The following is a 22,610-nucleotide window of genomic DNA, read 5'->3' as shown; positions in this document are numbered from 1 at the left end:
TGTCGCGATGCTTTTTTTATAATCCGTCCAGACCCAGCCTGAACCCTCCTGATAGTCAGGACACTTAATACACTAACCGTAATAGCAACACTCATTGAGGGCTTCCAAGTGCGTCAGTGATGGGCCTCACAGCTCCCACGATATTTCGTAATTTAAGTCGTGACGGACCTTAAAGGTGGTAGTCCGAGGTCCAGCTAAACCGCTGCTCAGGAAAAGAGTTTGTATAAACCGAATAAGCCGAGGGCTACGAAGATATAGAAGGCTATCTGCACACCCTTTTTGGTGACCTTGCGATTAATGACGCCAAGCTCATCGAAAAAGTACGAAACAAACGCATTTGAGTCTACGTCCATCTCGTCGCCGGTCTCCCAAAAAGCAGCGATAGCCTCTCCGTGTTTAATTCGCGCAAGGTTCGAAGTTCGCTCGTTGCTGTCGTCTAAATTTACCTGGTCTTGAATGAAACATTGCCAAGCCATAATTCGAGCTGTTTTTTCACCAAGAGAGGGAATTCGATCCACTAATATCGCGCGCGCCTGTAGTTCGCTGTTGACCTTAGCAATTCCGTATAGATCAAGATTTCTCATAGCTGACTCCATTCAAATTTCAGCAATATCATAAGGCCATACGGAACGCGTTCACCAGAGCTTCAGCCATACGGCCCACCTCAACGGCACTCCCTGCCCCATACAGGTCATAACTGATAGACCCTGAAGCGTGCCCCAAGATGGACTCAGCGGTTCCCACAGGCACCTCAGCGGCCTTCAAGGCACCGGCCAGCGAGTGACGCAACGAGTGGAAGGTTAGGGTCCGATCAGCGTTCAAGCTCAAGACATCCCTAAGGGCGCCATTAAGCACGCTGGAGTATTGACCAGCCCCCAACGTGAACAGTCGGGAGTCGGAGCTATCTACAAACTCACGGAAGGCCTGGAGGTCGAAGCCGTAAGCGCCATCGGTCAACGGGATGACCCTCAAAGCTTTCTTGGTCTTGGCCGTCTTGCCATCGTTCCTATTGATGTCTATGACCCACACGCCCCCAACTTGCTTAACGTCAGCCTTGGTCAACTGCCTCAGTTCCTCAATACGCGCCCCGGTGATGACCCCAAGTGACAACGCCCAACGCTGCCATGCGTCCGCTGGTAGTGAGTTAGCGTGAGTCATTAGGGCCTTTAGTTGAACCGTAGAGAACGCCTCACGCGAGCTGTCAGCATCCTTGGAAAGCTTCAGCCCCTTGTCAAAACTCTTGTCGAGGTAGCCGTTATTCACAGCCCAATCCATCACCGTTGATAGCCGGGTCATCAGCTTGTTCACAGTGGACCCTTTACGGCCTTTAAGGAGCTTGTCCCGAAGGTTCTTCATGTCCTCACGAGTGTGCCCCCTCATGTCCAAGTCGCCAAGGATCACGCCGATAGCCTCACACGATGACTTCACGTCACGCATGGTGCTGGCCTCAATGCTGTCCTTGCGTTCCTCCATGTACAGCGCAGAGAGGGACTTGAAGGGCAGACTTGGGGAAGCGTTTACAGATATAGGCAGGGAGAGAGCCAAAGGCACGCCACAAGACTCATCATTGAGGTCCTTAACGATCTCGACCAATTTCCCTGAACGGCCACGCATACGTTCCTGTGAGGCCTCAATGATCTCAAGTGCCTTACTCACTGCCCGTTGCTGGTTAACGCTGAGGGGCAGCTTTGCGGAGGCCATACGCAACGCCAAATGATGCTCATCGTTGATCATCTCGTAAGCGACCAGAGAGCTGTCACCGTGCGCCATCGTCAAGTTGTACTCTGCGATGTCTATAAGACGCTCACGGAGTTCGTCCCATGACGCCTCAGGGTTGTCTAAGTGGTAAGCCTTGAGGGTCGAGAGGATGTCGTCGGAGATGGTCATTGCGGAGGCCTTGTCGGTAGTCCTGAGTGACAGCGTGAAGAAGCCCTTAACGGTTCCTTGGGGGCGAAGGCGAAGGTAATAGCGACCAGAACGGCGATAGTGGTACGGCTTGGCGAGCGCAGTTTGTAACAGGTTTGTCCCACTTTGGGAGCGGTGGTTGGCGGTCATCGGCTGAAACCCCTGTATCCATTGGGTTTAGCCTCATAGGGTCGAGTTCTACAGCAACTACAAGGTCAGCCGTGACTTGATCGAGTTGCGCAACCTGGCCCAGGTGGCCGAATTGATGATTCTCTCGGCCATGGAGCGCAAGGAAAGCCGCGGCCTGCACTACACCCTCGACTATCCGCAGCTGCTGCCCGAAGCTCGCGACACTATTCTGCTGCCGCCCACCTACTCCGGCCGAACTTGAGCCGCACCCGCAGACGCCGATGCTCATCGGCGGTCTGCGCGTCCCTCGGCACACAAAGGGAGCGCACCCAGCGCTCGCCCTGCAGACGGAAGCGCAATACCACGATCAGCGGCAATGCCAGGCTGTCAGGCCGCAACTGCACCCCCTGCCAACCCGTGGCCGGACTCCACAGCTGCCAACCCTCTGATGAATGCCGCAAGCGGCTGAATGCTCGGGAATGAGTCAACAAAATCTGTCGAGGCAGCACCCAGCCGCCGTGCAACAGGCACAGCAGGATGCCCAGCACCTTGGCCAAAGACGGGATATCCAGCAGGAAAATAGCGACCAGAGCGAATGCCTGGGCCAGCAGGTAGGCCGCCAGCAGTTGCCGTGAAGCACGCCAGCGGCACTCGAACAGCCTACTTGGGCTGGACACGGTCCAGAATCATGCGAACCATGCGCTGCAGCTCAGGATCCTCGGACTCGCTGCGTTCCATGAACCAGCCGAACATGTCCTGATCCTCACACTCCAGCAACTTGCGGTAGCACTCGCGATCGGTCTCATTGAGATGCGGGTACACCTCCCTGACGAACGGCACCAGCAATACGTCCAGCTCAAGCATGCCGCGACGGCTGTGCCAGTAGAGGCGATTCAGTTCAACATCTTCAACCATGGAGCGCTCCTCAAATAGAGCGCAAGTATACAGCCCGGGGAACACGAGAACAGTCGGCTTTGGTCGGTCACCACCTGTCCTTTGTGAACTATCCATTTCAGGGGCGCCCCCTTATGATGTGCCCCAGACTTTTTACCCTGCGATGAACCATGGCTGACTCCGCTTTTTTCTGCCCCCTGTCCCACGAAGGCGTCCTCGCCGTCCGCGGCCCTGATGCCAGCAAATTCCTTCAGGGTCAGTTGACCTGCAACCTCAATTACCTCAGCGACAGCCAGTCCAGCCTGGGCGCCCGTTGCAACCAGAAAGGCCGCATGCAGTCCAGTTTCCGCATCCTCCTGGAAGGTGACGGCTGCCTGCTGGCCATGGCCAGCGAACTGCTTGAGCCGCAACTGGCGGACCTGAAGAAGTACGCAGTCTTCTCCAAGGCCAAGCTCACCGATGAAAGCGCCAACTGGGTGCGCTTCGGCCTCAGCCATGCCGACTCCAGCCTGAGCGGCCTGGGCCTTGAACTGCCCCAGGACGACGGCGCCGTAGTCCGCGCCGACGACCTGATTGCCGTGCGCGCCTCAAGCCACCGCGTCGAACTCTGGGTCCCAGCGGAACGCGCCGAGAGCCTGAGCCAGCAACTGGCTGCGCAACTGCCCCAGGGAGAGCTCAATCAGTGGCTGTTAGGCCAGATCCGCGCGGGCCTCGGCCAGGTCATGGCGCAGACCCGTGAACTGTTCATTCCACAGATGCTCAACCTCCAGGCCGTGGGCGGCGTCAGTTTCAAGAAAGGCTGCTACACCGGTCAGGAAATCGTCGCCCGCATGCAATACCTGGGCAAGCTCAAGCGCCGCCTCTACCGACTCGCATTGCCCAGCGGCGAACTCCCCATACCAGGCACCCCGCTGTTCTCCCCGACCCACAACAGCTCCATCGGTGAAGTGGTCCTGGCCGCCCAGGCACAAGACCAGGTGGAACTGCTGGCCGTGTTGCAGGCCGAAGCGGCAGAAGATGGCAACCTGCACCTGGGCGCACTCGAAGGGCCCGGTCTGCAATTGCTTGACCTGCCGTACCAGCTGGACCGCGATCGCGAAATCCAGCGCTGACCGACTCCCCCTTTCCTGCAACACCCTAGAGAACTGAAATGACTGAGCTGGCGCAAAAGGTCCAACAGGATTTGGTGGAGGCCATCGACAACGATGACCTGGTTCTGCCAACCCTACCGGAGGTGGCCATGCAGATTCGCCGGGCCGCCGAAGACCCGGAAATCAGCGTCAGCACCCTGAGCAAAGTGATAGGCCGCGACACCGCGTTGTCGGCGCGACTGATCAAGGTGGTCAACAGCCCCCTGTTGCGGGCGGCACAGGAAGTCACCGACCTGCATACCGCCATCACCCGCCTGGGCGTCAACTACAGCAGCAACCTGGCCATCGGCCTGGTGATGGAGCAGATCTTCAATGCCCGCTCCGAGGTGGTTGCACAGAAAATGCACGATGTGTGGCGCCGCAGCCTGGAAGTGGCCGGGGTCAGCTATGCCCTGTGCCGCCGCTACTCCCAGCTCAAGCCCGACCAGGCAGCCCTTGGCGGACTGGTACACCAGATCGGCGTGCTGCCGATCCTGACCTACGCCGAAGACCACTACGAACTGCTTTCCGACCCGGTCAGCCTCAATCACGTGATCGAACGCATTCACCCGTTGCTGGGGGACAAGCTGCTTCGGGTCTGGGAGTTCCCCGAGCAACTGGTGGAGATCCCCGGGCACTACCTGGAATTCAACCGCCAGACCAGCGGGATCGACTACGTCGATCTGGTCCAGGTGGCGACCCTGTACTGCCACAAAGACACAGATCACTCCCTCTCGCGCATTGACGCCTTCAGCGTGCCGGCGTTCAAGAAGCTGGGGATCGACCCGGAAAACCAGGCCATGTGCAACGAGCTGCAAGAATCCCGCTCAATGCTCTACTGATCCTAACCCCGCGATAAAACTCACCCGCACCTTGAGCCCCGAAGGCTGGCCATCGTGCAGGCTGATCTGTGCCAGATGGGCGCGACAGATTTCCCCCACGATTGCCAGCCCCAACCCCGAACCGGCCACCTGCTGATTACGCCGGTAAAAACGTTCGAAGACCCGGTCGCGATCCTCCAGGGGAATACCCGGCCCGTCGTCCTCCACCTCCAGCACCCCCGGCGCCGATACCCGCAACACCACATTGCCGCCCGACGGCGTGTGGGCCAGGGCGTTGTCCACCAGGTTGCTCAGCAGTTCATTGAGCAGGGTTGGCTCGCCCTTGAGCCACACCGGCTCGTCGGCTTCCAGGGCCAGGGCCACCCCCCTGGCATGGGCCAGAGGCGCCATGGCCATGCCCAGTTCCCGGGCCAGCTGGCTGAGATCGAGCAACTGTGCGCCGCCCTCGGCGATCGCCCGGGCGCCATTTTCCACCCGGGCCAGGGACAGCAACTGATTGGCCAGGTGGGTCAAGCGATCGGTGCCCTGAGCCGCGCTTTCCAAGGTCGTGCGCCAAGTGTCCGGCTCGCTGGAACGCAGCCCCAGCTCCAGACGGGCCTTGAGTGCTGCCAGCGGTGTTCGCAACTCATGGGCGGCCTCGGCAATAAACTGTGCCTGGCGCTCGAACTGCCCCCGCAGGCGTTCGGTGAAATGGTTCAAGGCCCGCACCAGGGGCCACAACTCACGCTGTACCGAAACCAGCGGCAGCGGCCGCAAGTCATCGGGCTGGCGCTCCTCCACCGCACCGCGCAAACGTTCCAGCGGACGCAAGGCGGCACTCACCGCAAACCACACCAGCAGCAACGCCCCCATGGCCAGCATTCCCAGGCGCAGCAAGGTGTCGGCCATCAGGCTGCGGGCCATGGCGACCCGCGCCTCGTCGGTCTCCGCCACGCGAATTTCCGCCATGCCGTTCATGTTCGGCTCGCTGACCGCCTTGAGCAGGCTCACCACCCGCACGTTCTGGCCCTGATAGGTGGCATCGTAGAAACGCGCCAGGGCCGGATAGTCATCGGTACGCGGAGTACCTGGCGGCGGACCAGGCAGGTTTTCATAACCGGAGATCAGTTGCTGGTGAATATCGTTGACCTGGTAATAGATGCGCCCGGCACTGTCGTAGGCAAAGGTGTCCAGGGCCACATAGGGCACATTGGCGCTGAGGCTGCCGTCACGCTGGGACAACCCGGCGGCAATGGTCCGCGCCGAGGCCAGCAGGGTGCGGTCATAGGCGGTGTCGGCGGCCTCACGGCCGTTCCAGTAGGCACTCAAGCCGCTGGCCAGCATCAGCACCACCAGCAGCAGCGCCAGGTTCCACAGCAACCGCCAGCGCAGGCTGCTGGGCCTATGCATCGCGGCTTTCCAACAGATAACCCAAGCCGCGGAACGTCACGATGGCCACTGCATGGCCATCGAGCTTCTTGCGCAGGCGGTGGACGTAAATCTCGATGGCATCCGGGCTGGCCTCCTCATCCAGGCCGAACACCTGGGAGGCCAATTGCTCCTTGCTCATCACCCGGCCGGGACGGGCAATCAATGCCTCGAGCACGGCCTGCTCGCGGGACGTCAGGGTCAGCAGTTCTTCGCCCAGGGTGAAGCGCCGGGTATCCAGGTCATAGGCCAGCACTCCGCAACGCTGCTGGCGCTCGCCCCCCAGCACGCTACGGCGCAACAGCGCCTTGACCCGGGCTTCGAGCTCGGTCAGTTCGAACGGCTTGGCCAGGTAATCGTCGGCCCCCAGGTTCAGACCGTGGACCCGATCCTTGACGTCGCTGCGGGCAGTGAGCATCAGCACCGGCAGGTTCTTGCCCCGGGCCCGCAGGCGCGCCAGCACCTCGAAACCGTCCAGGCGCGGCAGGCCGACATCGAGGATCGCCATGGCGTATTCCTCACTGCCCAGAGCCAGGTCGGCGGCCACGCCATCGTGCAGCACATCCACGGTCAGGCCGGTGCTCTTGAGCGCCTGGGCGACACTTTCGGCCAGTTGCAGATGGTCTTCGACGAGCAGGACTCGCATGTTTTCTTACCTCGTTCCGGGGGGATCGACGCCGCTCTTTGGCGCGGAGTGTACCGCTGCATTCGCCGCTGTGAAGCCCGAAAACCGTGAAAGTACGTTGAAAGGTTAGCGAAAGGTTGGCCCTTTAGAGTCCGGCTACGGACAGTCTCGACTGCCCTGGCCCCGATGGCCGCTGATACGCAAAACGCCTCGAAGCGTTTTCGTCAAAATAAGAACAATAACGGAGTACCCCTGGATGCCGTCCACGCGCCCTCACGCCGTCACACCTGTATTTTTTTCCCGTCTGACCCCGACTGCCCTGGCCAGCGCCGCGGCCCTCGCCGGTGTCGCGCCCTTAAGCCAGGCCGCCTTCTTCGAAGACAGCAGCGCCACCTTCGAAACCCGCAACATGTATTTCAATCGCGACTTTCGCGACGGCACCAGCGCCCAGCAATCCAAGCGCGATGAATGGGCCCAGGGTTTCATGCTCAACCTGCAGTCGGGCTACACCGAAGGCACCGTGGGTTTCGGCCTGGACGCCCTGGGCATGCTCGGGGTCAAGCTCGACTCCAGCCCCGACCGCACCGGCACCGGCCTGCTGCCGACCCACGATGACGGACGCGCCGCCGACCAGTACTCCAAGCTCGGCCTGACCGGCAAAGTGAAGATCTCCGCCACCGAACTGAAAATCGGCAGCCTGATCCCCGAACTGCCGATCCTCAAGCCCAACGACGGGCGCATCCTGCCGCAGACCTTCGAAGGCGGCCTGCTGACCTCCAAGGAAATCAAGAACCTGACCTTCACCGGCGGGCGCCTGGACAAGGCCAAGGACCGCGACGACAGCAACTACGAGGACATCCGCCTCAACAACAAGAACAGCCGCTTCGCCGGCACCGTGGCCGGCAAGCACTTCAATTTCGGCGGCCTGGACTACAAGTTCACCGACAAGATCACCGGCAGCTACCACTTCGCCCAACTGGACGATGTCTACAACCAGCACTTCCTCGGCCTGGTAGCGTCCCAGCCCATGGGACCGGGCACCTTCGGCACCGACCTGCGCCTGGCCATCAGCGACGACCAGGGCCAGGCCCGGGGCGGCAAGATCGACAACAAATCCCTCAACGGCCTGGTGAGCTATGCCCTGAACGGACATAAACTCAGCGCCGGCTACCAGCACATGTCCGGCGACAGCGCCTTCCCCTATGTCGATGGCAGCGACCCGTACCTGGTGAACTTCGTGCAGATCAACGACTTCGCCGGGGCCGAGGAACGCTCCTGGCAGGCCCGCTATGACTACGACTTCGCCAAGCTGGGGATTCCCGGCCTGAGCTTCATGACCCGCTACCTCAGCGGCGACAACGTCGCCCTGAAAAACGGCGACACCGGCAAAGAGTGGGAACGCAACACCGAGGTCAAATACGTGGTGCAAAGCGGCACCTTCAAGGACGTCGCCGTGCGCCTGCGCAACGCCACCTACCGTTCCAACTATTCGGCACGCGATGCCGATGAAGTACGCCTGCTGGTGAGCTACAGCGTGGCCCTGTGGTAAGCCACCCGTATCTCGCTGCATCGTAGGCGCCGGCAAGCCGGCTCCTGCGGAAAAAGGGTCGGGGATGACCCGGACATACCGATAACAACAACTCCTGTGGAGACGTTCATGGACCTTTCACTGCGCAAACTAGCCCTCGCCGCCGGCTGCATGCTGTTCGCCGGCCAACTGCTGGCCGCGACCGCCGAGCCCAAGCGCCCGGAATGCATCGCCCCGGCCTCCCCCGGCGGCGGTTTCGACCTGACCTGCAAGCTGGTGCAAAGCGCCCTGGTCAACGAAAAACTCCTCACCAAGCCGATGCGCGTCACCTACATGCCTGGCGGTGTCGGTGCCGTGGCCTACAACGCCGTGGTGGCCCAGCGTCCCGCCGACGCCGGAACCCTGGTGGCCTGGTCCAGCGGCTCGCTGCTGAACCTGGCCCAGGGCAAGTTCGGCCGTTTCGATGAAAGCGCGGTGCGCTGGCTGGCAGCGGTCGGCACCAGCTACGGCGCTATCGCGGTGAAAAGCGACTCGCCCTACAAGACCCTCGACGATCTGGTCCAGGCTCTTAAGAAAGATCCAAGCAAAGTGGTGATAGGTTCCGGCGGCACCGTGGGCAGCCAGGACTGGATGCAGACCGCGCTGATCGCCAAGGCCGCCGGGATCAACCCCCGGGACCTGCGCTACGTCGCCCTGGAAGGCGGTGGTGAAATCGCCACCGCCCTGCTGGGCGGACACATCCAGGTGGGCAGCACCGACATCTCCGACTCCATGCCCCATATCCAGGCCGGCGACATGCGCCTGCTGGCGGTGTTCTCCGAACAGCGTCTGGACGAGCCGGAAATGAAAGACATCCCCACCGCCAAGGAGCAGGGCTACGACATCGTCTGGCCGGTGGTACGCGGTTTCTACCTCGGGCCGAAAGTCACCGACGAGGAATACGCCTGGTGGAAAAACGCCTTCGACCAGCTCCTGGTCTCCGAAGAGTTCGCCAAGCTGCGTGACCAGCGCGAGCTGTTCCCCTTCGCCCTGACCGGCCCCGAGTTGGACACCTATGTGAAGAAACAGGTGGCCGACTACAAGACCCTGGCCAAAGAGTTCGGCCTGATCCAGTGACCGTCCCTTGCTGAAGGCGCGACCCTCGCGCATCGAGGGCCGCGCCCAGGAGTTAGCCATGCTCGTTCAACGTCTCTTCGCTGCGGTGTTGCTGCTGGCCTGTGCCGGCCTGACACTGATGGCCTGGCCGTATCAGGCGGCCTTTTCCTATGAACCCGTGGGCCCGCGGGCCTTCCCTTTGCTGATGCTCGGTCTGATGGGGCTGGCCCTGCTGTACATGCTGTTTCGCCCGACACCCATCAAGCACAGCGAAGATGAACCGCCCCTGGACCGGCAAACCCTGACCAAGATCACGATCTGCGTGACCTTGCTGCTGGTGTTCGCCGGAACCTTCGAACCCCTGGGCTTCATCGTCGCCAGCATCCTCATCGGCGTACCCATGGCACGGCTCTACGGCGGCCGCTGGCTGCCTAGCCTGGTGATCATCAGCCTGCTCAGTGTCGGCCTCTACTGGTTGTTCGACCGGGTCATGGACGTACCACTGCCCCTCGGCCTGCTCGACGTTCTGGAGAATTGATATGGATACCCTCAGTTATCTGGGCCAGGGCTTCGGCGTTGCGCTGACCCCTTACAACCTGGTCACCGCCCTGTCCGGCACCCTGATCGGCACCGTGGTCGGCCTGCTCCCGGGCCTGGGCCCGATCAATGGCGTGGCCCTGTTGATCCCCATTGCCTTCGCCCTGGGCCTGCCGCCGGAATCGGCGCTGATCCTGTTGGCGGCGGTGTACCTGGGTTGCGAATACGGCGGCCGCATCAGTTCGATCCTGCTGAACATTCCGGGCGAAGCCTCCACCGTGATGACCACCCTGGACGGTTACCCCATGGCCCGCAAAGGCCTGGCGGGCGTGGCCCTGTCACTCTCGGCCTGGAGCTCGTTCATCGGCGCCTTCATCGCCACCTGCGGCATGGTGCTGTTCGCCCCGCTGCTGGCCAAATGGGCGATCGCCTTCGGCCCGGCGGAATACTTCGTACTGATGGTGTTCGCCATCGTCTGCCTGGGCGGCATGGCCGGCGATCGGCCGCTAAAGACCTTCATTGCGGCGCTGATCGGCCTGTTCCTGTCGGCGGTGGGCATTGACGCCAACAGCGGTGTGTACCGCTTCACCGGGGACAACATTCACCTCACCGACGGCATCCAGTTCGTGGTGCTGGTGCTGGGCCTGTTCTCCATCAGCGAGATTCTGTTGCTGCTAGAGAAGACCCATCGCGGCCAGGAAGCGGTGAAAGCCACCGGACGCATGATGTTCAACTTCAAGGAAGCGGCCTCGGTGTTCGTGGTGAACATCCGCTGCGGCCTGCTGGGCTTCATCATGGGCGTACTGCCCGGTGCCGGCGCGACCCTGGCCAGCGCCGTGGCCTACATGACCGAGAAACGCATCGCCGGCGCCAGCGGCACCTTCGGCGAAGGCGACAAGCGCGGCCTGGCCGCCCCGGAAACCGCCATCGGCGCCTCGGCCTGCGGCGCCCTGGTGCCGATGCTGACCCTCGGCGTTCCCGGCTCTGGCACCACGGCGGTGATGATCGGCGCCCTGTCGCTGTACAACATCACGCCCGGCCCACTGCTGTTTCAGCAGCAGCCGGACATTGTCTGGGGCCTGATCGCCTCGCTGTTCGTCGCCAACATCATGCTGGTGATCCTCAACATCCCGATGATCCGCCTCTTCACCCGCATCCTCGCCGTGCCGAACTGGGCCCTGGTGCCGGTGATCGCGATCATTACCGGGATTGGCGTCTACGCAGTGCACGCCACCACCTTCGACCTGTTCCTGATGGTGGGCATCGGCATCTTCGGCTACATCCTGCGCAAGCTGGACTTCCCGTTGTCGCCGGTGCTGCTGGGCTTCATCCTCGGCGGCTTGATGGAGCAGAACCTGCGCCGGGCGCTGTCGATCTCCAATGGCGCGATGGAGATCCTCTGGTCGAGCCCGATCACGGTCGGGGTCTGGGTGTTGACCCTCATCATGCTGTTCATGCCGCTGCTGCGCATCTGGCGCAAGCGCTCGGCCCAGCAACGTGCCGTGGCCGATGTCTGAAGCCCGCTTCAGACAATGGTGGGGCACGCCCCTGGTGGGCCTGGCTGGCGGTTATCTCGCCAGCCAGATCGGCTGGCCATTGCCCTGGATGGTCGGCTCGTTGCTGGCGATCATCCTGGTGCGCTGCCTGACGCCCTGGCAATTGGCGGAAATCCCCGGCGGCCGCAAATGCGGGCAATGGGTGGTCGGCATCGGCATTGGCCTGCACTTCACGCCGCAGGTGATGGAACAGGTCATGAGTCACTTTGGACTGATCTTCTTCGGCGCCCTGGTGACCAGCCTGTCCAGCGTGGTCGGGGTGTGGTTGCTGCGGCGCACCGGAGAAGACCGGGCCACCGCGTTTTTCTCCAGCATGCCCGGCGGCTCCGGGGAGATGGTCAATCTCGGCGCGCGCAATGGCGCGGTGCTCAGCCGCGTGGCGGCTGGGCAGAGCCTGCGGGTGCTGGCCGTGGTGCTCTGTGTTCCGGCGGCCTTCAAATATCTGCTGGGGGAAGGCACCCCCGCCCTGCATGCCACCAGCGTGGACTGGCAGTGGCTGGCCCTGCTGTTTCCCGCGGGCGCGCTGCTGGCCTGGGTCTGGCAGCGTCTGCACCAACCCAACCCCTGGCTGTTCGGCCCCTTGCTGCTCAGCGCTACGGTGAGCATCGCCTGGGACCTGCACATCGGCCTGCCCGAGGGCGGCAGTCAGGTGGGCCAATGGCTGATCGGCAGCGGCCTGGGCTGTCACTTCAATCGGCAGTTCTTCCGCCGAGCGCCCTCGTTCATGGGGCGGACCTTGATCGGCACCGCCCTGAGCATGCTGATCGCCGGCCTTGCGGCCCTGGGCCTGAGTGTGTTGACCCACTTGGATCTACGTTCGCTGACATTGGGCATGATGCCCGGCGGTATCGCGGAAATGAGCCTGACGGCCGAGACCCTGCAACTGTCGGTGCCACTGGTGACCGCGATGCAGGTGATGAGGTTGTTGTTCGTGCTGTTTCTCGCCGAGCCCCTGTTCCGCCACTGGAACAAAGGCCCCCTGTAGCCGCTGCCGCGGGGGGCGACAAGGTCCACAGCCTTCAGTGGCCGAACCACCGCCGCGGCCCTACGGGCCGTTCGCAGCCTGCGGCAGCGGCTACAGATATGCCTTGGTTCAAGTCGCAGGTGGTTTTGCCACCAAGCAGCCCCCATCGAGCAATAGTTACAACGGCGGCAGGCGCCACTCGATGGGCGTCTCGCCATTCTGCTCAAGGTATTTGTTGGTGCGGCTGAAATGCCCGCAACCGAGGAAGCCGCGGTAGGCCGACAGCGGTGAAGGATGCACCGAGGTCAGTACCAGATGCTTGGTGGCGTCGATCAGTTTCTGCTTGCTCTGGGCGTGGGCACCCCACAACAGGAACACCAGGTGCGGCTGGTGCTCGCTGACCACTTCGATGATCCGATCGGTAAAGAACTGCCAGCCCTTGCCTGCATGGGATGCCGCGTTGGCCCGCTCCACGGTCATGGTGGTGTTGAGCATCAGCACGCCCTGGTCGGCCCAGCTTTGCAGGTAGCCGTGGTTGGGAATGTCGATGTTGAGGTCACGCTTGAGCTCTTTATAGATGTTCACCAGCGAGGGCGGCGCTGGCACCCCGGGCTGTACCGAGAAGCACAAGCCATGGGCCTGGCCCGGTCCGTGGTACGGGTCCTGGCCGAGGATCACCACCTTGACCTTGTCCAGCGGGGTTGAGTTCAAGGCATTGAAGATCATCGGACCCGGCGGATAGATTTCCTTGCCGGCGGCATGTTCCTGGCGCAGGAATTCGCGAAGTTCGCTCATGTAGGGCTGCTCGAATTCGGCACGCAGCGCCTCCTTCCAGCTCGGTTCGAGTTTGATACGATCGTCAGCAGTCATGGCCATGCCCGTGAAAAAAACAATGGCCGCACCCTAGGAAAGCCGACTTCGCTTGTCAATTGATCTGACACGGAACCTGCACTTTCCCTACCAGCGATCATACTGAGCGCTTCTATTTCCCCTCGAGGTCACGATGAACCTGCACGTCGAAGAACTCACCGGCACCGATGGCGCACGCATCGCCATTGCCACCCTGGACGCGGAAAAATCCCTGAATGCCCTGTCGCTGCCCATGATCCAGCAGTTGAGCGAGCGTCTCGATGCTTGGGCCAAGGACGCGCAAGTGGTCTGTGTGCTGCTGCGGGGTAACGGCGCCAAGGCCTTCTGTGCCGGCGGCGAGGTACGCAGCCTGGCCCAGGCTTGCCTCGATCACCCCGGCGAAGTACCGACCTTGGCCGGGCATTTCTTTGCCGCGGAATACCGTCTCGACTATCGCTTGCACACCTATCCCAAACCCTTGATCTGCTGGGGCCACGGTTATGTGCTGGGCGGTGGCATGGGCCTGCTGCAAGGTGCCGGGATTCGTATCGTCACCCCCAGCAGTCGCCTGGCAATGCCGGAAATCAGCATCGGCCTGTATCCCGACGTCGGCGCCAGCTGGTTCCTCTCGCGCATGCCCGGCAAGCTCGGCTTGTTCCTGGGGTTGACCGGCGCCCACATGAATGGCCGCGATGCCCTGGACCTGAACCTCGCCGACCGCTTCCTGCTGGACGAACAACAGGAAGCACTGATCGAGGGGCTGTTGCAGTTGAACTGGCAGGAACAGACGCCAAGGCAACTCAACAGCTTGCTCAAGGCCTTGCAGCAGGAAGCCTCGGCTCAACTGCCCGAAGCCCAATGGCTGCCGCGTCGGCAGCAGATCGACGCCTGGCTGGACGTCAGTGACGTGGCCTGTGCCTGGCGTGCCATCAGCCAGTTGCAGAACCACAGCGATGCCCTCTACAGCCGAGCGGCCAAGACGCTGGTCGAGGGCTGCCCGCTGACCGCGCACCTGGTATGGGAGCAGATCCACCGTGCTCGCTACCTGTCCCTGGCCGAGGTATTCCAGATGGAATACACCCTGAGCCTGAACTGCTGCCGGCACCCGGAATTCGCCGAAGGGGTGCGCGCCCGCCTGATCGACAAGGATCATCAGCCCCATTGGCATTGGTCGGATATCAACAGCGTGCCCGAGGCGGTGGTGCAAGCGCATTTCCACAAGGCCTGGGAAGGCCGTCATCCCCTGGCGGACCTGACGGATTACTAAAAAGCCTGCAGCCGCCGACAGCGGCTACAGGCTTTTGGCCCACTCGGGATCAATGGCCGCGACCGCCTCGCCCATGGTCGCCCCGGTCACGATCGCCTCGGCCACGATCACCACGTCCGCCGTGACCGCCCCATTCCCGATGGCCACCATTGTTGCCCCAATTGTTGTTGCCCCAGTTGCTGTGGCGATCGTGCCCGCCCCAGCCCTGGTTCGGATACGGCCGGTACACCGCCCGGGGTGGCTGGTAGTAGCGCGGAGCCGGTTGGTAGTAACGCGGAGCCGACTGGTAATAACGGGGTGCCGGCTGGTAGTAACGCGGTGCGTAGTAACTACGGCCAGTGGAGTAATAGGAAGAACCACCACCGTAGTAATAGGCAGGCGTGGGAGAACTGTAGACTTCGGAGCTGTAATAGCTTGAACCTCCACCGTAATAAGGGACGCACGCGCTAAGACTCAAACCCAGTAATGCAACAAGCAGAAGTCGACGATACATGGCGGCCTCCTGGACCGCGAAGAAGCCACACCAGCGACGCTGGCAGGCGGCAGTCGACAACAGGCCGACTGACGAAATATCTGACCGCGAAAACCCCTTCTGGTGCGATTTTGGCAACACGTTGATACAAGTCCTTCGACCGCCGGTAACCGCCCTGTCAGGACGACTCAGGGCCGCATTTCCGACGCCGGAAAAACACCATGCCGCGTGTCGATTCCGAGACAACTCAGTGCGCTGATGAACGAGTTATTTCCGCGCCGTGCCACTAGAATGCGTCATCGGGCCACTATCACGGAATTGCCATGCCGCTTCGTTCTCCCTTGTATTCGCAACGTTCGCTGGTACTGGTCCTGATCACCTTGCTGGGCAGCGGCTTCCTCGCCACTTCCCTGCTCAGCTACTACGCCTCCCGGGACTCGATCCGCGACAACATCGTCAACACCGAGCTGCCCCTGACCTCCGACACCGTGTACTCGGAAATCCAGAAGGACCTGGTACGGCCGGTCCTGATCTCCTCGATGATGGCCCGCGACACCTTCATGCGTGACTGGGTGGTGGCCGGCGAACGCGACCCTACCCAGATGACCCGTTACCTCAACGAGGTCATGACCCACTATGGCGCCTACACCGCGTTCTTCGTCTCCAACACCAGCCTCACCTACTACCAGGCCAAGGGCGTGCTGAAGCAGGTCAAGGTCGATGAGCCCCGGGACGCCTGGTACTTTCGCGTACGCGACATGGCCACGCCCTATGAAATCAACGTCGACCCGGACCTGGCCAACCAGGACAAGCTGACCTTCTTCATCAACTACAAGGTCTACGACTATCAGGAGCGCTTCATCGGTGCGGCCGGAGTGGGCTTGACGGTGGACGCGGTGATCAAGCTGATCGACAAGTACCAGCAGCGCTACCAGCGCAGTGTGTACTTCGTCGACACCTTCGGCCGCATCGTCCTCACCGGCGCCGACGGTGGGCCCCAGGGCGCCCGCAGCGGCCAGTCCCTGCATGACCTGGACAGCCTCAAGGAACTGATGACCCAACTGCCCAAGCCCCACAGCGGCAGCTACGAATACTCGACCCAGGGCCAGGGGCACTTTCTCAATGTGCGTTTCATTCCCGAACTGAACTGGTACCTGTTCGTCGACAAGCGCGAAGACGGCGCCCTCAACAGCATCCGTCAGTCGCTGTACCTGAACCTGCTGATCTGCCTGGTGGTCACCAGCATCGTGCTGATCCTGCTCAGCGGCGTGGTGCGTCGCTACCGGCGCAAGATCGAGGCCCAGGCCACCCTCGACAGCCTCACCCGCCTGCCCAATCGTCGCGGCTTCGATCTGCTGGCAGCCCAGGCTCTGCAGGAAGCGCGGCGGGACATGACGCCACTGTGCGCCCTGCTGCTGGACCTGGATCACTTCAAGCGCCTCAACGACACCTACGGCCATCTGGCCGGGGACCTGGTGCTCAGCGGTTTTGCCCGTGACCTGCAGGACTGCCTACGCCAGTCCGACATCGTCTGCCGCTGGGGCGGCGAGGAGTTCATTGTCCTGCTCAAGGACACCCAGAGCAGCGCCGCCCTGGTCATTGCCGAGAAGATCCGCCAGCAGACCGAACAACAGCGCTACTACTATGAAGGGCAGCCTCTGCAACTGACCGTCAGTATCGGCTTGACCGCTCTGCAATCGGCAGACACCCTGCACAGCCTGCTGTCCCGTGCCGACCATGCGATGTACCGCGCCAAGCAGAGCGGACGCAATCGAACCTGTGTGGAAATGCCCCACTCCAGCCATGAATGAACCTGACCTTTGCCCGGCCTGCGGTGCCCGCAACGACTGCACCCTGGCCGACCCGCGTACTGCGGACCATGCCTGCTGGTGCTACAGCGTGAGCATCGACCCGGCAATCATCGAAGCCTTGCCGCCAGAGCTGCGCGACCGCTCCTGCCTGTGTCCCCGTTGTGCCGGGGTCGAAGCGCAGTTGCGCGCCGGCGCCCTGCCGCGCTCCTGAACCTCCTCACCTTGCCCCCAACCGCCGATCACCATGCGCATTGACCGTTTCCTCAGCAACCTGCCCCGCTTCAACCGTCAGCAGGTGCGCCTGCTGCTGGTGCAACGCCGCATCCGCATCGACGGGCAGCCGGTAAGCGACCCCAAGGCCGAGGTCCGTGAGTTCAGTCGCGTGGAACTGGATGAGGAAGTGCTCCAGGTCGGCAAGCCGGCGCGTTATTTCATGCTGCACAAGCCCATGGGCTGTGTCAGCGCCACCCGCGACCCGGAGCACAGGACCGTGCTGGAACTGATCCACGAGCCGGATCCCCAGGACCTGCACATCGCCGGGCGCCTGGATTACAACACCACCGGGCTGATGCTGATCACCAACGACGGCAGCTGGTCGCGACGCTTGACCCAGCCGCAGACCAAGCTGCCCAAGCTCTACTACGTGGAAACCGAGCAGGAGATTGGCCCCGAGTACATCGAGACCTTCGCCCAGGGTCTGTATTTCGCCTTCGAGGACCTCACCACCCTGCCTGCGCAATTGCAGATCCTCGGCCCCCATAGCGCCAGGCTGAGCATCGTCGAGGGGCGCTATCACCAGGTCAAACGGATGTTCGGCCACTTCAACAACAAGGTGGTGCGCCTGCACCGCGAACGCATGGGACCACTGGAACTGGATGAATGCCTTGCCCCAGGCCAATACCGCCCCCTCAGTGCAGACGAAATCCGCCTGATCTGACGCCGCGTCCCACTGAATGACCGCTGGGCAGAAGCTGTCGAACAATTTGTCCAACGCACTTGCAGGTTCCCGGTTGCCCTGCTTGAATCAGTCCGTCGGCCGAAATGTGACCGATGAGTCACCAACAGACATCTAAGAAACCTTTTGCCGGCCTGAGCCCTGCCTGCTCTGCATTCAACCCGGTAAATCGCCCGCCTATAACAATACCCGTCGACCTGCATTACCGGATCGACATGGGCTCCGATTCCAGGCGTATGCCTACCTGTCACATTGCCCGTGCACACTCAACGTTGCGCGCATACCCGCTTGCCAGGAGTCTTATGACATGAGGCCAGAAATCGCTGTGCTGGATATACAGGGTCAGTATCGGGTTTACACGGAGTTCTATCGCGCAGATGCCGCAGACAAGACCATCATTCTGGTCAACGGCTCGATGGCCACCACTGCGTCCTTTGCCCAGACCGTGAAGAATCTGTACCCGCAGTTCAACGTGGTGCTCTACGACCAGCCCTACGCGGGCCGGTCCAAGGCCCACAACAAGCACGAACGGATGCTCACCAAGGAAGTGGAAGGGCAGATCCTGCTGGAGTTGATCGAGCACTTCGCCGCCGAGCATGTGCTGTCGTTCTCGTGGGGCGGCGCCGCGGCTTTGCAGGCCTTGTCCCAACGTCCTCGACGCATCGAGAAGGCGGTGATCAGCTCGTTCTCTCCGGTGCTCAACGAACCCATGCGCGACTACCTGGAGCGCGGTGTCGACTACCTCGGCAGCCTCGACCGCCATCGCGTCGGCCACCTGGTCAACGACACCATCGGCAAACACCTGCCATCGCTGTTCAAGCGCTTCAACTATCGCCATGTCAGCAGCCTGGCGGAGCATGAGTACGGGCAGATGCACTTCCACATCAGCCATGTGCTCAACGGTGATCGCCAGTGCTACTTGCGAGCGGCGAAGAACATCCAGGTGCCGGTGCTGTTTCTCAACGGTGAGTGGGACGAGTACACCTCAGCCAACGACGCCAAGCTGTTCGCCGACCATGTACAGCACGCAAGCTTCAGCACCATCCAGGCCACCGGGCATTTTCTCGACATGGAACACAAGGCCGCCTGCCGCGACAGTCGCCAGGCACTCCTGGGCTTCCTCAAGCCAGCCCAGTACGACAACCGCTCGCGTCCACACTATGTTCATGATCAGCATGCACGGGCCATCTGAAACCCCGTCGCCACAGGCCGTCACCCCGCCTTGAAAAACCCTGTTTTTCCTGGCGGGTGGGGCACCTGTGGCGACCTCAACCGACACGCAAGCACAAGTCAGATAAAGAAAAACTTCAAATCCCCGGCCACTTCTGGTACAAAGTCAGCCGTTCGAGCGGGTGTCGTATAATGGCATTACTCCAGCTTCCCAAGCTGATAACGAGGGTTCGATTCCCTTCACCCGCTCCACTTCCCCAATCTGCGGGCTCCCGCAGATATCTGTAGAAGCTTCTCAAGTCGTTGATTCAAACGATCTCTTCTCCTCCCAGCAGCAAACCTAGCGAACCAAGCCCAAGCCTCGTGCAGATCATTGGAGCGCCGCTGTTTCAGCATCGACCTGTGCCAACGGCCCATCAGCCGGGTGCGTGGCACAACTGATCGGGATTGGCCAAAAAAGCGGCATAGCCATCCGCAACGACGCAGGTTCGGCCCGTCTCATGGGACCACAGCACCACGACCGGCTCACCGGCGTCGCCCAACACCGCGTAATCGAAGCAGTAATAGTCGCCCGTCCCAAATTGAGCGAACGGCAACAGGCTGGAGCAGTCGAGCTCGATGCCGGAGAAAGTGTCTTGCCAAGCCCGCCAGCCTTGCTCGAAATGGCGGACTATCGACTCCCAGGTCTTGCGGGGATCACGCGCATCAAAGACAGGAAACACTTCCAGCCCCCCCAGCGCCTTGCCGTTGTGCTCCAGCAGCCAGTCCACGAATGACCTGGGCAAGGTTCGCCCTAATGCCGTCTCGGCAGCATGAATGGCCTCTATTGTCGTGCCTATCACTCGCGCTTTGCCCAAGGTGCCTCGCTTAGGGTACAGACCCAGGTTCGGGGGATTCGGTTGGCCCTTACAGACGATCACCCACCGCTATCGGTTGGCTTGGTGTCGATGACGACGCTGATCGTTTGAGGCGTGGCGCACGATAATGCATAACCCACACTGAGTGAAAATCGCCGTGACCGGGTCAGAGGAAAAACCTCAGCCACGTCTTTTGCATCATCCGCCCGACATCACGGCTGCACACGACCCTCAAGGAAACGCTGCATGACCCAGAATATTTACGACGATCCGACCTTTTTCCAGGGCTACAGCCAGATGGGCCGCTCCCTCGGCGGCCTCGATGCGGCACCGGAATGGCCAGCCCTGCAAGCTCTGCTGCCCACCATGAACGGTCTCAAGGTGCTGGACCTGGGCTGCGGTTATGGCTGGTAAGGACTTGCGCGGGCTGTTCACCCAGGTCCATGCCGCCCTGGTACCCGGGGCACGCCTGGTGTTCTCCATCGAGCACCCGATCTTCATGGCCCCGCGCAACCCGGGTTGGCAGGTGGATGACCAGGGCCGCAAATCCTGGCCGCTGGACAGCTACCAGCAAGAAGGCGAACGGGTGACCCATTGGCTGGCGGAGGGCGTGATCAAGCAGCACCGGACCCTGGGCACTCTGCTCAACACCCTGATCGACACAGGGTTCAGCATTCGCCATGTCGAGGAGTGGGGACCGAGCGCCCAGCAAGTGCTGGAGCAACCGGCTCTGGAAGAAGAGCGCGAGCGACCGATGATGTTGCTGGTGGCCGCCCAGCGCTGAGGCGGCCGCCGTTGCGCGGCCACCTCGGCAGGCTTGTCTTGCATGCTAGACGCCCTGCTGCAACGGAAAACGCCGGGCCCCGCTGTGAGCGAGGAATTTTTCCTGGGCCATGGGCCGGGCCAGGAAATAGCCCTGGGCTTCGTCGCAGCCAAAGGCTCGTAGCATCTGCAGGCATTTGAAACTCTCGATGCCCTCGGCCACGGTGCGATAGCCCAGCTCCCTGGCCAGGGCAATGACCGAACGGGTGATCTTCTGGTGCTGGGCGCTGCTCTCAAGGTCCGTGACCATGGATTTGTCGAGCTTCACCACATTGGCGGGAATCTGATGCAGGTAGGCGAAGTTGCTGTAGCCGGTACCGAAATCATCGATGGCCACGTCCATGCCCAGGCCGCGGATCTTGCTCAACTGATCCAGCACCTTGGGGTTGGAGCGCAGCCAGGCACCTTCAGTGATCTCCACCTCCAGGCGCCGGGGATCGATGCGGTGACGCTGGCAGGCCTCCCTGAGTACATCGGCAATGTCCTGGTCCTCGAAATCCTGGGGGGACAGGTTGATCGACAGGCGCTGTACATCGCTGGAACTCCAACTGTGCAGCCTGTCCAGCACCGCGTTGATCACCCAATGGGTCACCCGGTGGATCAAGGCGTTGCGCTCCATGACCGGAATGAATTCCGCCGGGGAAATCGGTCCCAGCCAAGGGTGATCCCAGCGGATCAGTGCCTCGGCGCTGACCTGGGCACCATCGGGCAGGGCGAAGCGCGGCTGGAACATCAGGTAGATCTGTCCGCTGTCGAGGGCTTCGCTGATGTCCGACGCCAGATTGAAGGCACGTCGATAGGCCTGGTCCCGCACCACGTCATAGGGCGCCCAGGTGCTGCGCTTCAAGGTCGCCAGCTCCAGGGCGAACATGGCTTTGCGCAGCACGTCCGGCACCGCGTCGCGGTCCGTGGAGAACTCCACGGTGCCTGCACATACCGCGGGAATCATCGGCAGCTCAAGGCCCGGCGGCTGGCGCCGCAAACGCCGAACCAGCCCTTCGAGAAAACGTTCGATGCCCGGCGCTGCCGGTAGCAGAAAGCCAAAACGCTTGACCGAGACGTGATACACCCGGACATGCCGCCCCAGGTAGGTGAGCAGTTGCTGGGCCAGGAAGCGCACGATGATTTCAAACGGAGCCATGCCCATGGCCAGGGTCAGCTCGTGAGCCACGGTCATGTCCACCGCATCCACCAGCACCAGCACGCGCTTTTCACCAGGATGCTGTTCCGCCAGGTCGTACAGATCGCTCTGGAATTGCTCCCGATTGGGCAGGCTGCTGACCGGATCGCGACGGGTCTGGCGCTGACGGTGCTCGATCTGCTCCATCACCAGGCACGCCAGGTCCCGCAGTTGCTGGCGCTCGACGGCATTCAAGCGCTGGGGCTGTTTATCGATGACGCACAAACTGCCGATGGCGTGGCCGGTGGATGTGATCAGCGGCGCGCCGGCATAAAAGCCGATGCATGGATCTTCGGTGACCAGGGGGTTGGCATGAAAGCGCACATCCCGGCGGGCGTTTTCCACTTCAAACACATCGCCGGACTTGATGGTGTAGGCACAGAACGATTGATCGATGGGGGTCTGCTCGGCGACGAAACCCACCCGCGACATGAACCACTGGCGATCCCGATCCACCAGGGTGATCAGGGCCGTGGGTACCTTGAAGTACTGCGCCGCCAGGCGACAAATACGATCAAAACGCTCACAACGGGCCGTGTCCAGCAGTTCCAGGGCATACAGAGCAGCCAGGCGCTGCTCCTCGACCAACGCCTTATCGGGCATACCGCGCCTCAG

Annotated in this window: 22 protein-coding genes, 1 tRNA gene and 2 pseudogenes; 15 read left to right on the top strand and 10 right to left on the bottom strand. The window is 61.8% G+C overall.

The window, feature by feature from the left end:
- Window positions 1-206: 206 nt before the first annotated feature.
- The gene (locus KHO49_RS08250; RefSeq protein ID WP_175555098.1) at window positions 207-584 is read right to left on the bottom strand and encodes a hypothetical protein; all 378 of its coding nucleotides are present in this window, start codon (window positions 582-584) and stop codon (window positions 207-209) included.
- Window positions 585-612: 28 nt separating this feature from the next.
- On the bottom strand, window positions 613-2,055 hold the full coding sequence (locus KHO49_RS08245; RefSeq protein ID WP_213664876.1) for a tyrosine-type recombinase/integrase: 1,443 nt from the start codon (window positions 2,053-2,055) through the stop codon (window positions 613-615).
- A 43-nt stretch (window positions 2,056-2,098) separates the two neighbouring features.
- On the opposite strand from KHO49_RS08245, the pseudogene KHO49_RS08240 reads away from it, so the two are divergent.
- Window positions 2,099-2,296 (top strand): annotated as a pseudogene (locus KHO49_RS08240) (L-aspartate oxidase); the annotation flags it as partial.
- On the opposite strand, the gene KHO49_RS08235 reads toward KHO49_RS08240, so the two are convergent.
- Window positions 2,259-2,711 (bottom strand): protein YgfX, encoded by a 453-nt coding sequence (locus KHO49_RS08235; RefSeq protein WP_110595071.1) that lies wholly within the window; start codon window positions 2,709-2,711, stop codon window positions 2,259-2,261. The pseudogene KHO49_RS08240 and the gene KHO49_RS08235 overlap by 38 nt on opposite strands.
- On the bottom strand, window positions 2,695-2,949 hold the full coding sequence (locus tag KHO49_RS08230; protein ID WP_011059785.1) for an FAD assembly factor SdhE: 255 nt from the start codon (window positions 2,947-2,949) through the stop codon (window positions 2,695-2,697). Before KHO49_RS08230 ends, KHO49_RS08235 begins: the two co-directional genes overlap by 17 nt.
- A 149-nt stretch (window positions 2,950-3,098) precedes the next feature.
- Here KHO49_RS08230 and ygfZ point away from each other — a divergent pair, with 149 nt between their 5' ends.
- On the top strand, window positions 3,099-4,040 hold the full coding sequence (ygfZ, locus tag KHO49_RS08225; protein WP_213664875.1) for a CAF17-like 4Fe-4S cluster assembly/insertion protein YgfZ: 942 nt from the start codon (window positions 3,099-3,101) through the stop codon (window positions 4,038-4,040).
- A 38-nt stretch (window positions 4,041-4,078) separates the two neighbouring features.
- Entirely contained in the window at window positions 4,079-4,900 is an 822-nt protein-coding gene (locus KHO49_RS08220) for an HDOD domain-containing protein (RefSeq protein WP_213664874.1), read from the top strand.
- Here the strand turns inward: KHO49_RS08220 and tctE are convergent.
- Complete coding sequence (gene tctE / locus KHO49_RS08215) at window positions 4,886-6,289, bottom strand: two-component system sensor histidine kinase TctE (protein ID WP_102878713.1); 1,404 nt, start codon at window positions 6,287-6,289, stop codon at window positions 4,886-4,888. The genes KHO49_RS08220 and tctE overlap by 15 nt on opposite strands.
- On the bottom strand, window positions 6,282-6,953 hold the full coding sequence (tctD, locus tag KHO49_RS08210; RefSeq protein WP_102861593.1) for a two-component system response regulator TctD: 672 nt from the start codon (window positions 6,951-6,953) through the stop codon (window positions 6,282-6,284). The genes tctE and tctD overlap by 8 nt, the downstream gene beginning before the upstream one ends.
- Before the next feature lie 235 nt (window positions 6,954-7,188).
- On the opposite strand from tctD, the gene KHO49_RS08205 reads away from it, so the two are divergent.
- From KHO49_RS08205 to KHO49_RS08185, 5 genes are all read left to right on the top strand, one after another.
- Window positions 7,189-8,481, top strand: a complete 1,293-nt coding sequence (locus KHO49_RS08205; RefSeq protein ID WP_110595068.1) for an OprD family porin — start codon at window positions 7,189-7,191, stop codon at window positions 8,479-8,481.
- 108 nt (window positions 8,482-8,589) lie between these two features.
- Window positions 8,590-9,576, top strand: coding sequence for a Bug family tripartite tricarboxylate transporter substrate binding protein (locus KHO49_RS08200; protein WP_213664873.1), 987 nt, complete (start codon window positions 8,590-8,592; stop codon window positions 9,574-9,576).
- Window positions 9,577-9,634: 58 nt separating this feature from the next.
- Window positions 9,635-10,093, top strand: a complete 459-nt coding sequence (locus KHO49_RS08195; RefSeq protein WP_213664872.1) for a tripartite tricarboxylate transporter TctB family protein — start codon at window positions 9,635-9,637, stop codon at window positions 10,091-10,093.
- Window position 10,094: 1 nt separating this feature from the next.
- On the top strand, window positions 10,095-11,609 hold the full coding sequence (locus tag KHO49_RS08190; protein ID WP_213664871.1) for a tripartite tricarboxylate transporter permease: 1,515 nt from the start codon (window positions 10,095-10,097) through the stop codon (window positions 11,607-11,609).
- Window positions 11,602-12,633, top strand: a complete 1,032-nt coding sequence (locus KHO49_RS08185) for an AbrB family transcriptional regulator (RefSeq protein WP_170004612.1) — start codon at window positions 11,602-11,604, stop codon at window positions 12,631-12,633. Before KHO49_RS08190 ends, KHO49_RS08185 begins: the two co-directional genes overlap by 8 nt.
- A 156-nt stretch (window positions 12,634-12,789) precedes the next feature.
- Here the strand turns inward: KHO49_RS08185 and ung are convergent, their stop codons facing one another.
- Window positions 12,790-13,482 (bottom strand): uracil-DNA glycosylase, encoded by a 693-nt coding sequence (gene ung, locus KHO49_RS08180; protein ID WP_102861587.1) that lies wholly within the window; start codon window positions 13,480-13,482, stop codon window positions 12,790-12,792.
- A 133-nt stretch (window positions 13,483-13,615) separates the two neighbouring features.
- Between ung and dspII the strand changes: the two genes are divergently transcribed.
- A complete protein-coding gene (gene dspII / locus KHO49_RS08175; protein WP_213664870.1) occupies window positions 13,616-14,728 on the top strand; it encodes an enoyl-CoA hydratase/isomerase DspII in 1,113 nt (370 codons plus the stop codon).
- A 49-nt stretch (window positions 14,729-14,777) separates the two neighbouring features.
- On the opposite strand, the gene KHO49_RS08170 is transcribed toward dspII, so the two are convergent.
- Window positions 14,778-15,221 (bottom strand): hypothetical protein, encoded by a 444-nt coding sequence (locus KHO49_RS08170; RefSeq protein WP_102878709.1) that lies wholly within the window; start codon window positions 15,219-15,221, stop codon window positions 14,778-14,780.
- A gap of 302 nt (window positions 15,222-15,523) precedes the next feature.
- Between KHO49_RS08170 and KHO49_RS08165 the strand changes: the two genes are divergently transcribed.
- The 5 genes from KHO49_RS08165 to KHO49_RS08145 all read left to right on the top strand — a co-directional run bounded on the left by KHO49_RS08165 (window position 15,524) and on the right by KHO49_RS08145 (window position 19,388).
- Entirely contained in the window at window positions 15,524-17,011 is a 1,488-nt protein-coding gene (locus KHO49_RS08165) for a sensor domain-containing diguanylate cyclase (RefSeq protein ID WP_110595064.1), read from the top strand.
- On the top strand, window positions 17,004-17,222 hold the full coding sequence (locus KHO49_RS08160; protein WP_110651892.1) for a cysteine-rich CWC family protein: 219 nt from the start codon (window positions 17,004-17,006) through the stop codon (window positions 17,220-17,222). The genes KHO49_RS08165 and KHO49_RS08160 overlap by 8 nt, the downstream gene beginning before the upstream one ends.
- A gap of 33 nt (window positions 17,223-17,255) precedes the next feature.
- Complete coding sequence (locus tag KHO49_RS08155) at window positions 17,256-17,948, top strand: 16S rRNA pseudouridine(516) synthase (protein WP_102878706.1); 693 nt, start codon at window positions 17,256-17,258, stop codon at window positions 17,946-17,948.
- Between the two features lie 325 nt (window positions 17,949-18,273).
- Complete coding sequence (locus tag KHO49_RS08150; protein WP_102861581.1) at window positions 18,274-19,158, top strand: alpha/beta fold hydrolase; 885 nt, start codon at window positions 18,274-18,276, stop codon at window positions 19,156-19,158.
- 156 nt (window positions 19,159-19,314) lie between these two features.
- Window positions 19,315-19,388: transfer RNA gene (locus tag KHO49_RS08145), tRNA-Gly, on the top strand.
- A gap of 164 nt (window positions 19,389-19,552) precedes the next feature.
- Here the strand turns inward: KHO49_RS08145 and KHO49_RS08140 are convergent.
- The gene (locus KHO49_RS08140) at window positions 19,553-19,978 is read right to left on the bottom strand and encodes an SMI1/KNR4 family protein (RefSeq protein WP_258010234.1); all 426 of its coding nucleotides are present in this window, start codon (window positions 19,976-19,978) and stop codon (window positions 19,553-19,555) included.
- A 261-nt stretch (window positions 19,979-20,239) separates the two neighbouring features.
- Here KHO49_RS08140 and KHO49_RS08135 point away from each other — a divergent pair.
- Window positions 20,240-20,777: pseudogene (locus KHO49_RS08135) on the top strand (SAM-dependent methyltransferase).
- Window positions 20,778-20,822: 45 nt separating this feature from the next.
- On the opposite strand, the gene KHO49_RS08130 reads toward KHO49_RS08135, so the two are convergent.
- On the bottom strand, window positions 20,823-22,598 hold the full coding sequence (locus KHO49_RS08130) for a putative bifunctional diguanylate cyclase/phosphodiesterase (protein WP_102878704.1): 1,776 nt from the start codon (window positions 22,596-22,598) through the stop codon (window positions 20,823-20,825).
- Between the last annotated feature and the right edge of the window lie 12 nt (window positions 22,599-22,610).

This window comes from Pseudomonas sp. RC4D1 (assembly GCF_018390395.1).
Classification (GTDB): domain Bacteria; phylum Pseudomonadota; class Gammaproteobacteria; order Pseudomonadales; family Pseudomonadaceae; genus Aquipseudomonas; species Aquipseudomonas danubii.
The sequence above is the reverse complement of the archived record's forward strand: the minus strand, read 5'-3'. Positions and strand labels throughout refer to the sequence as shown.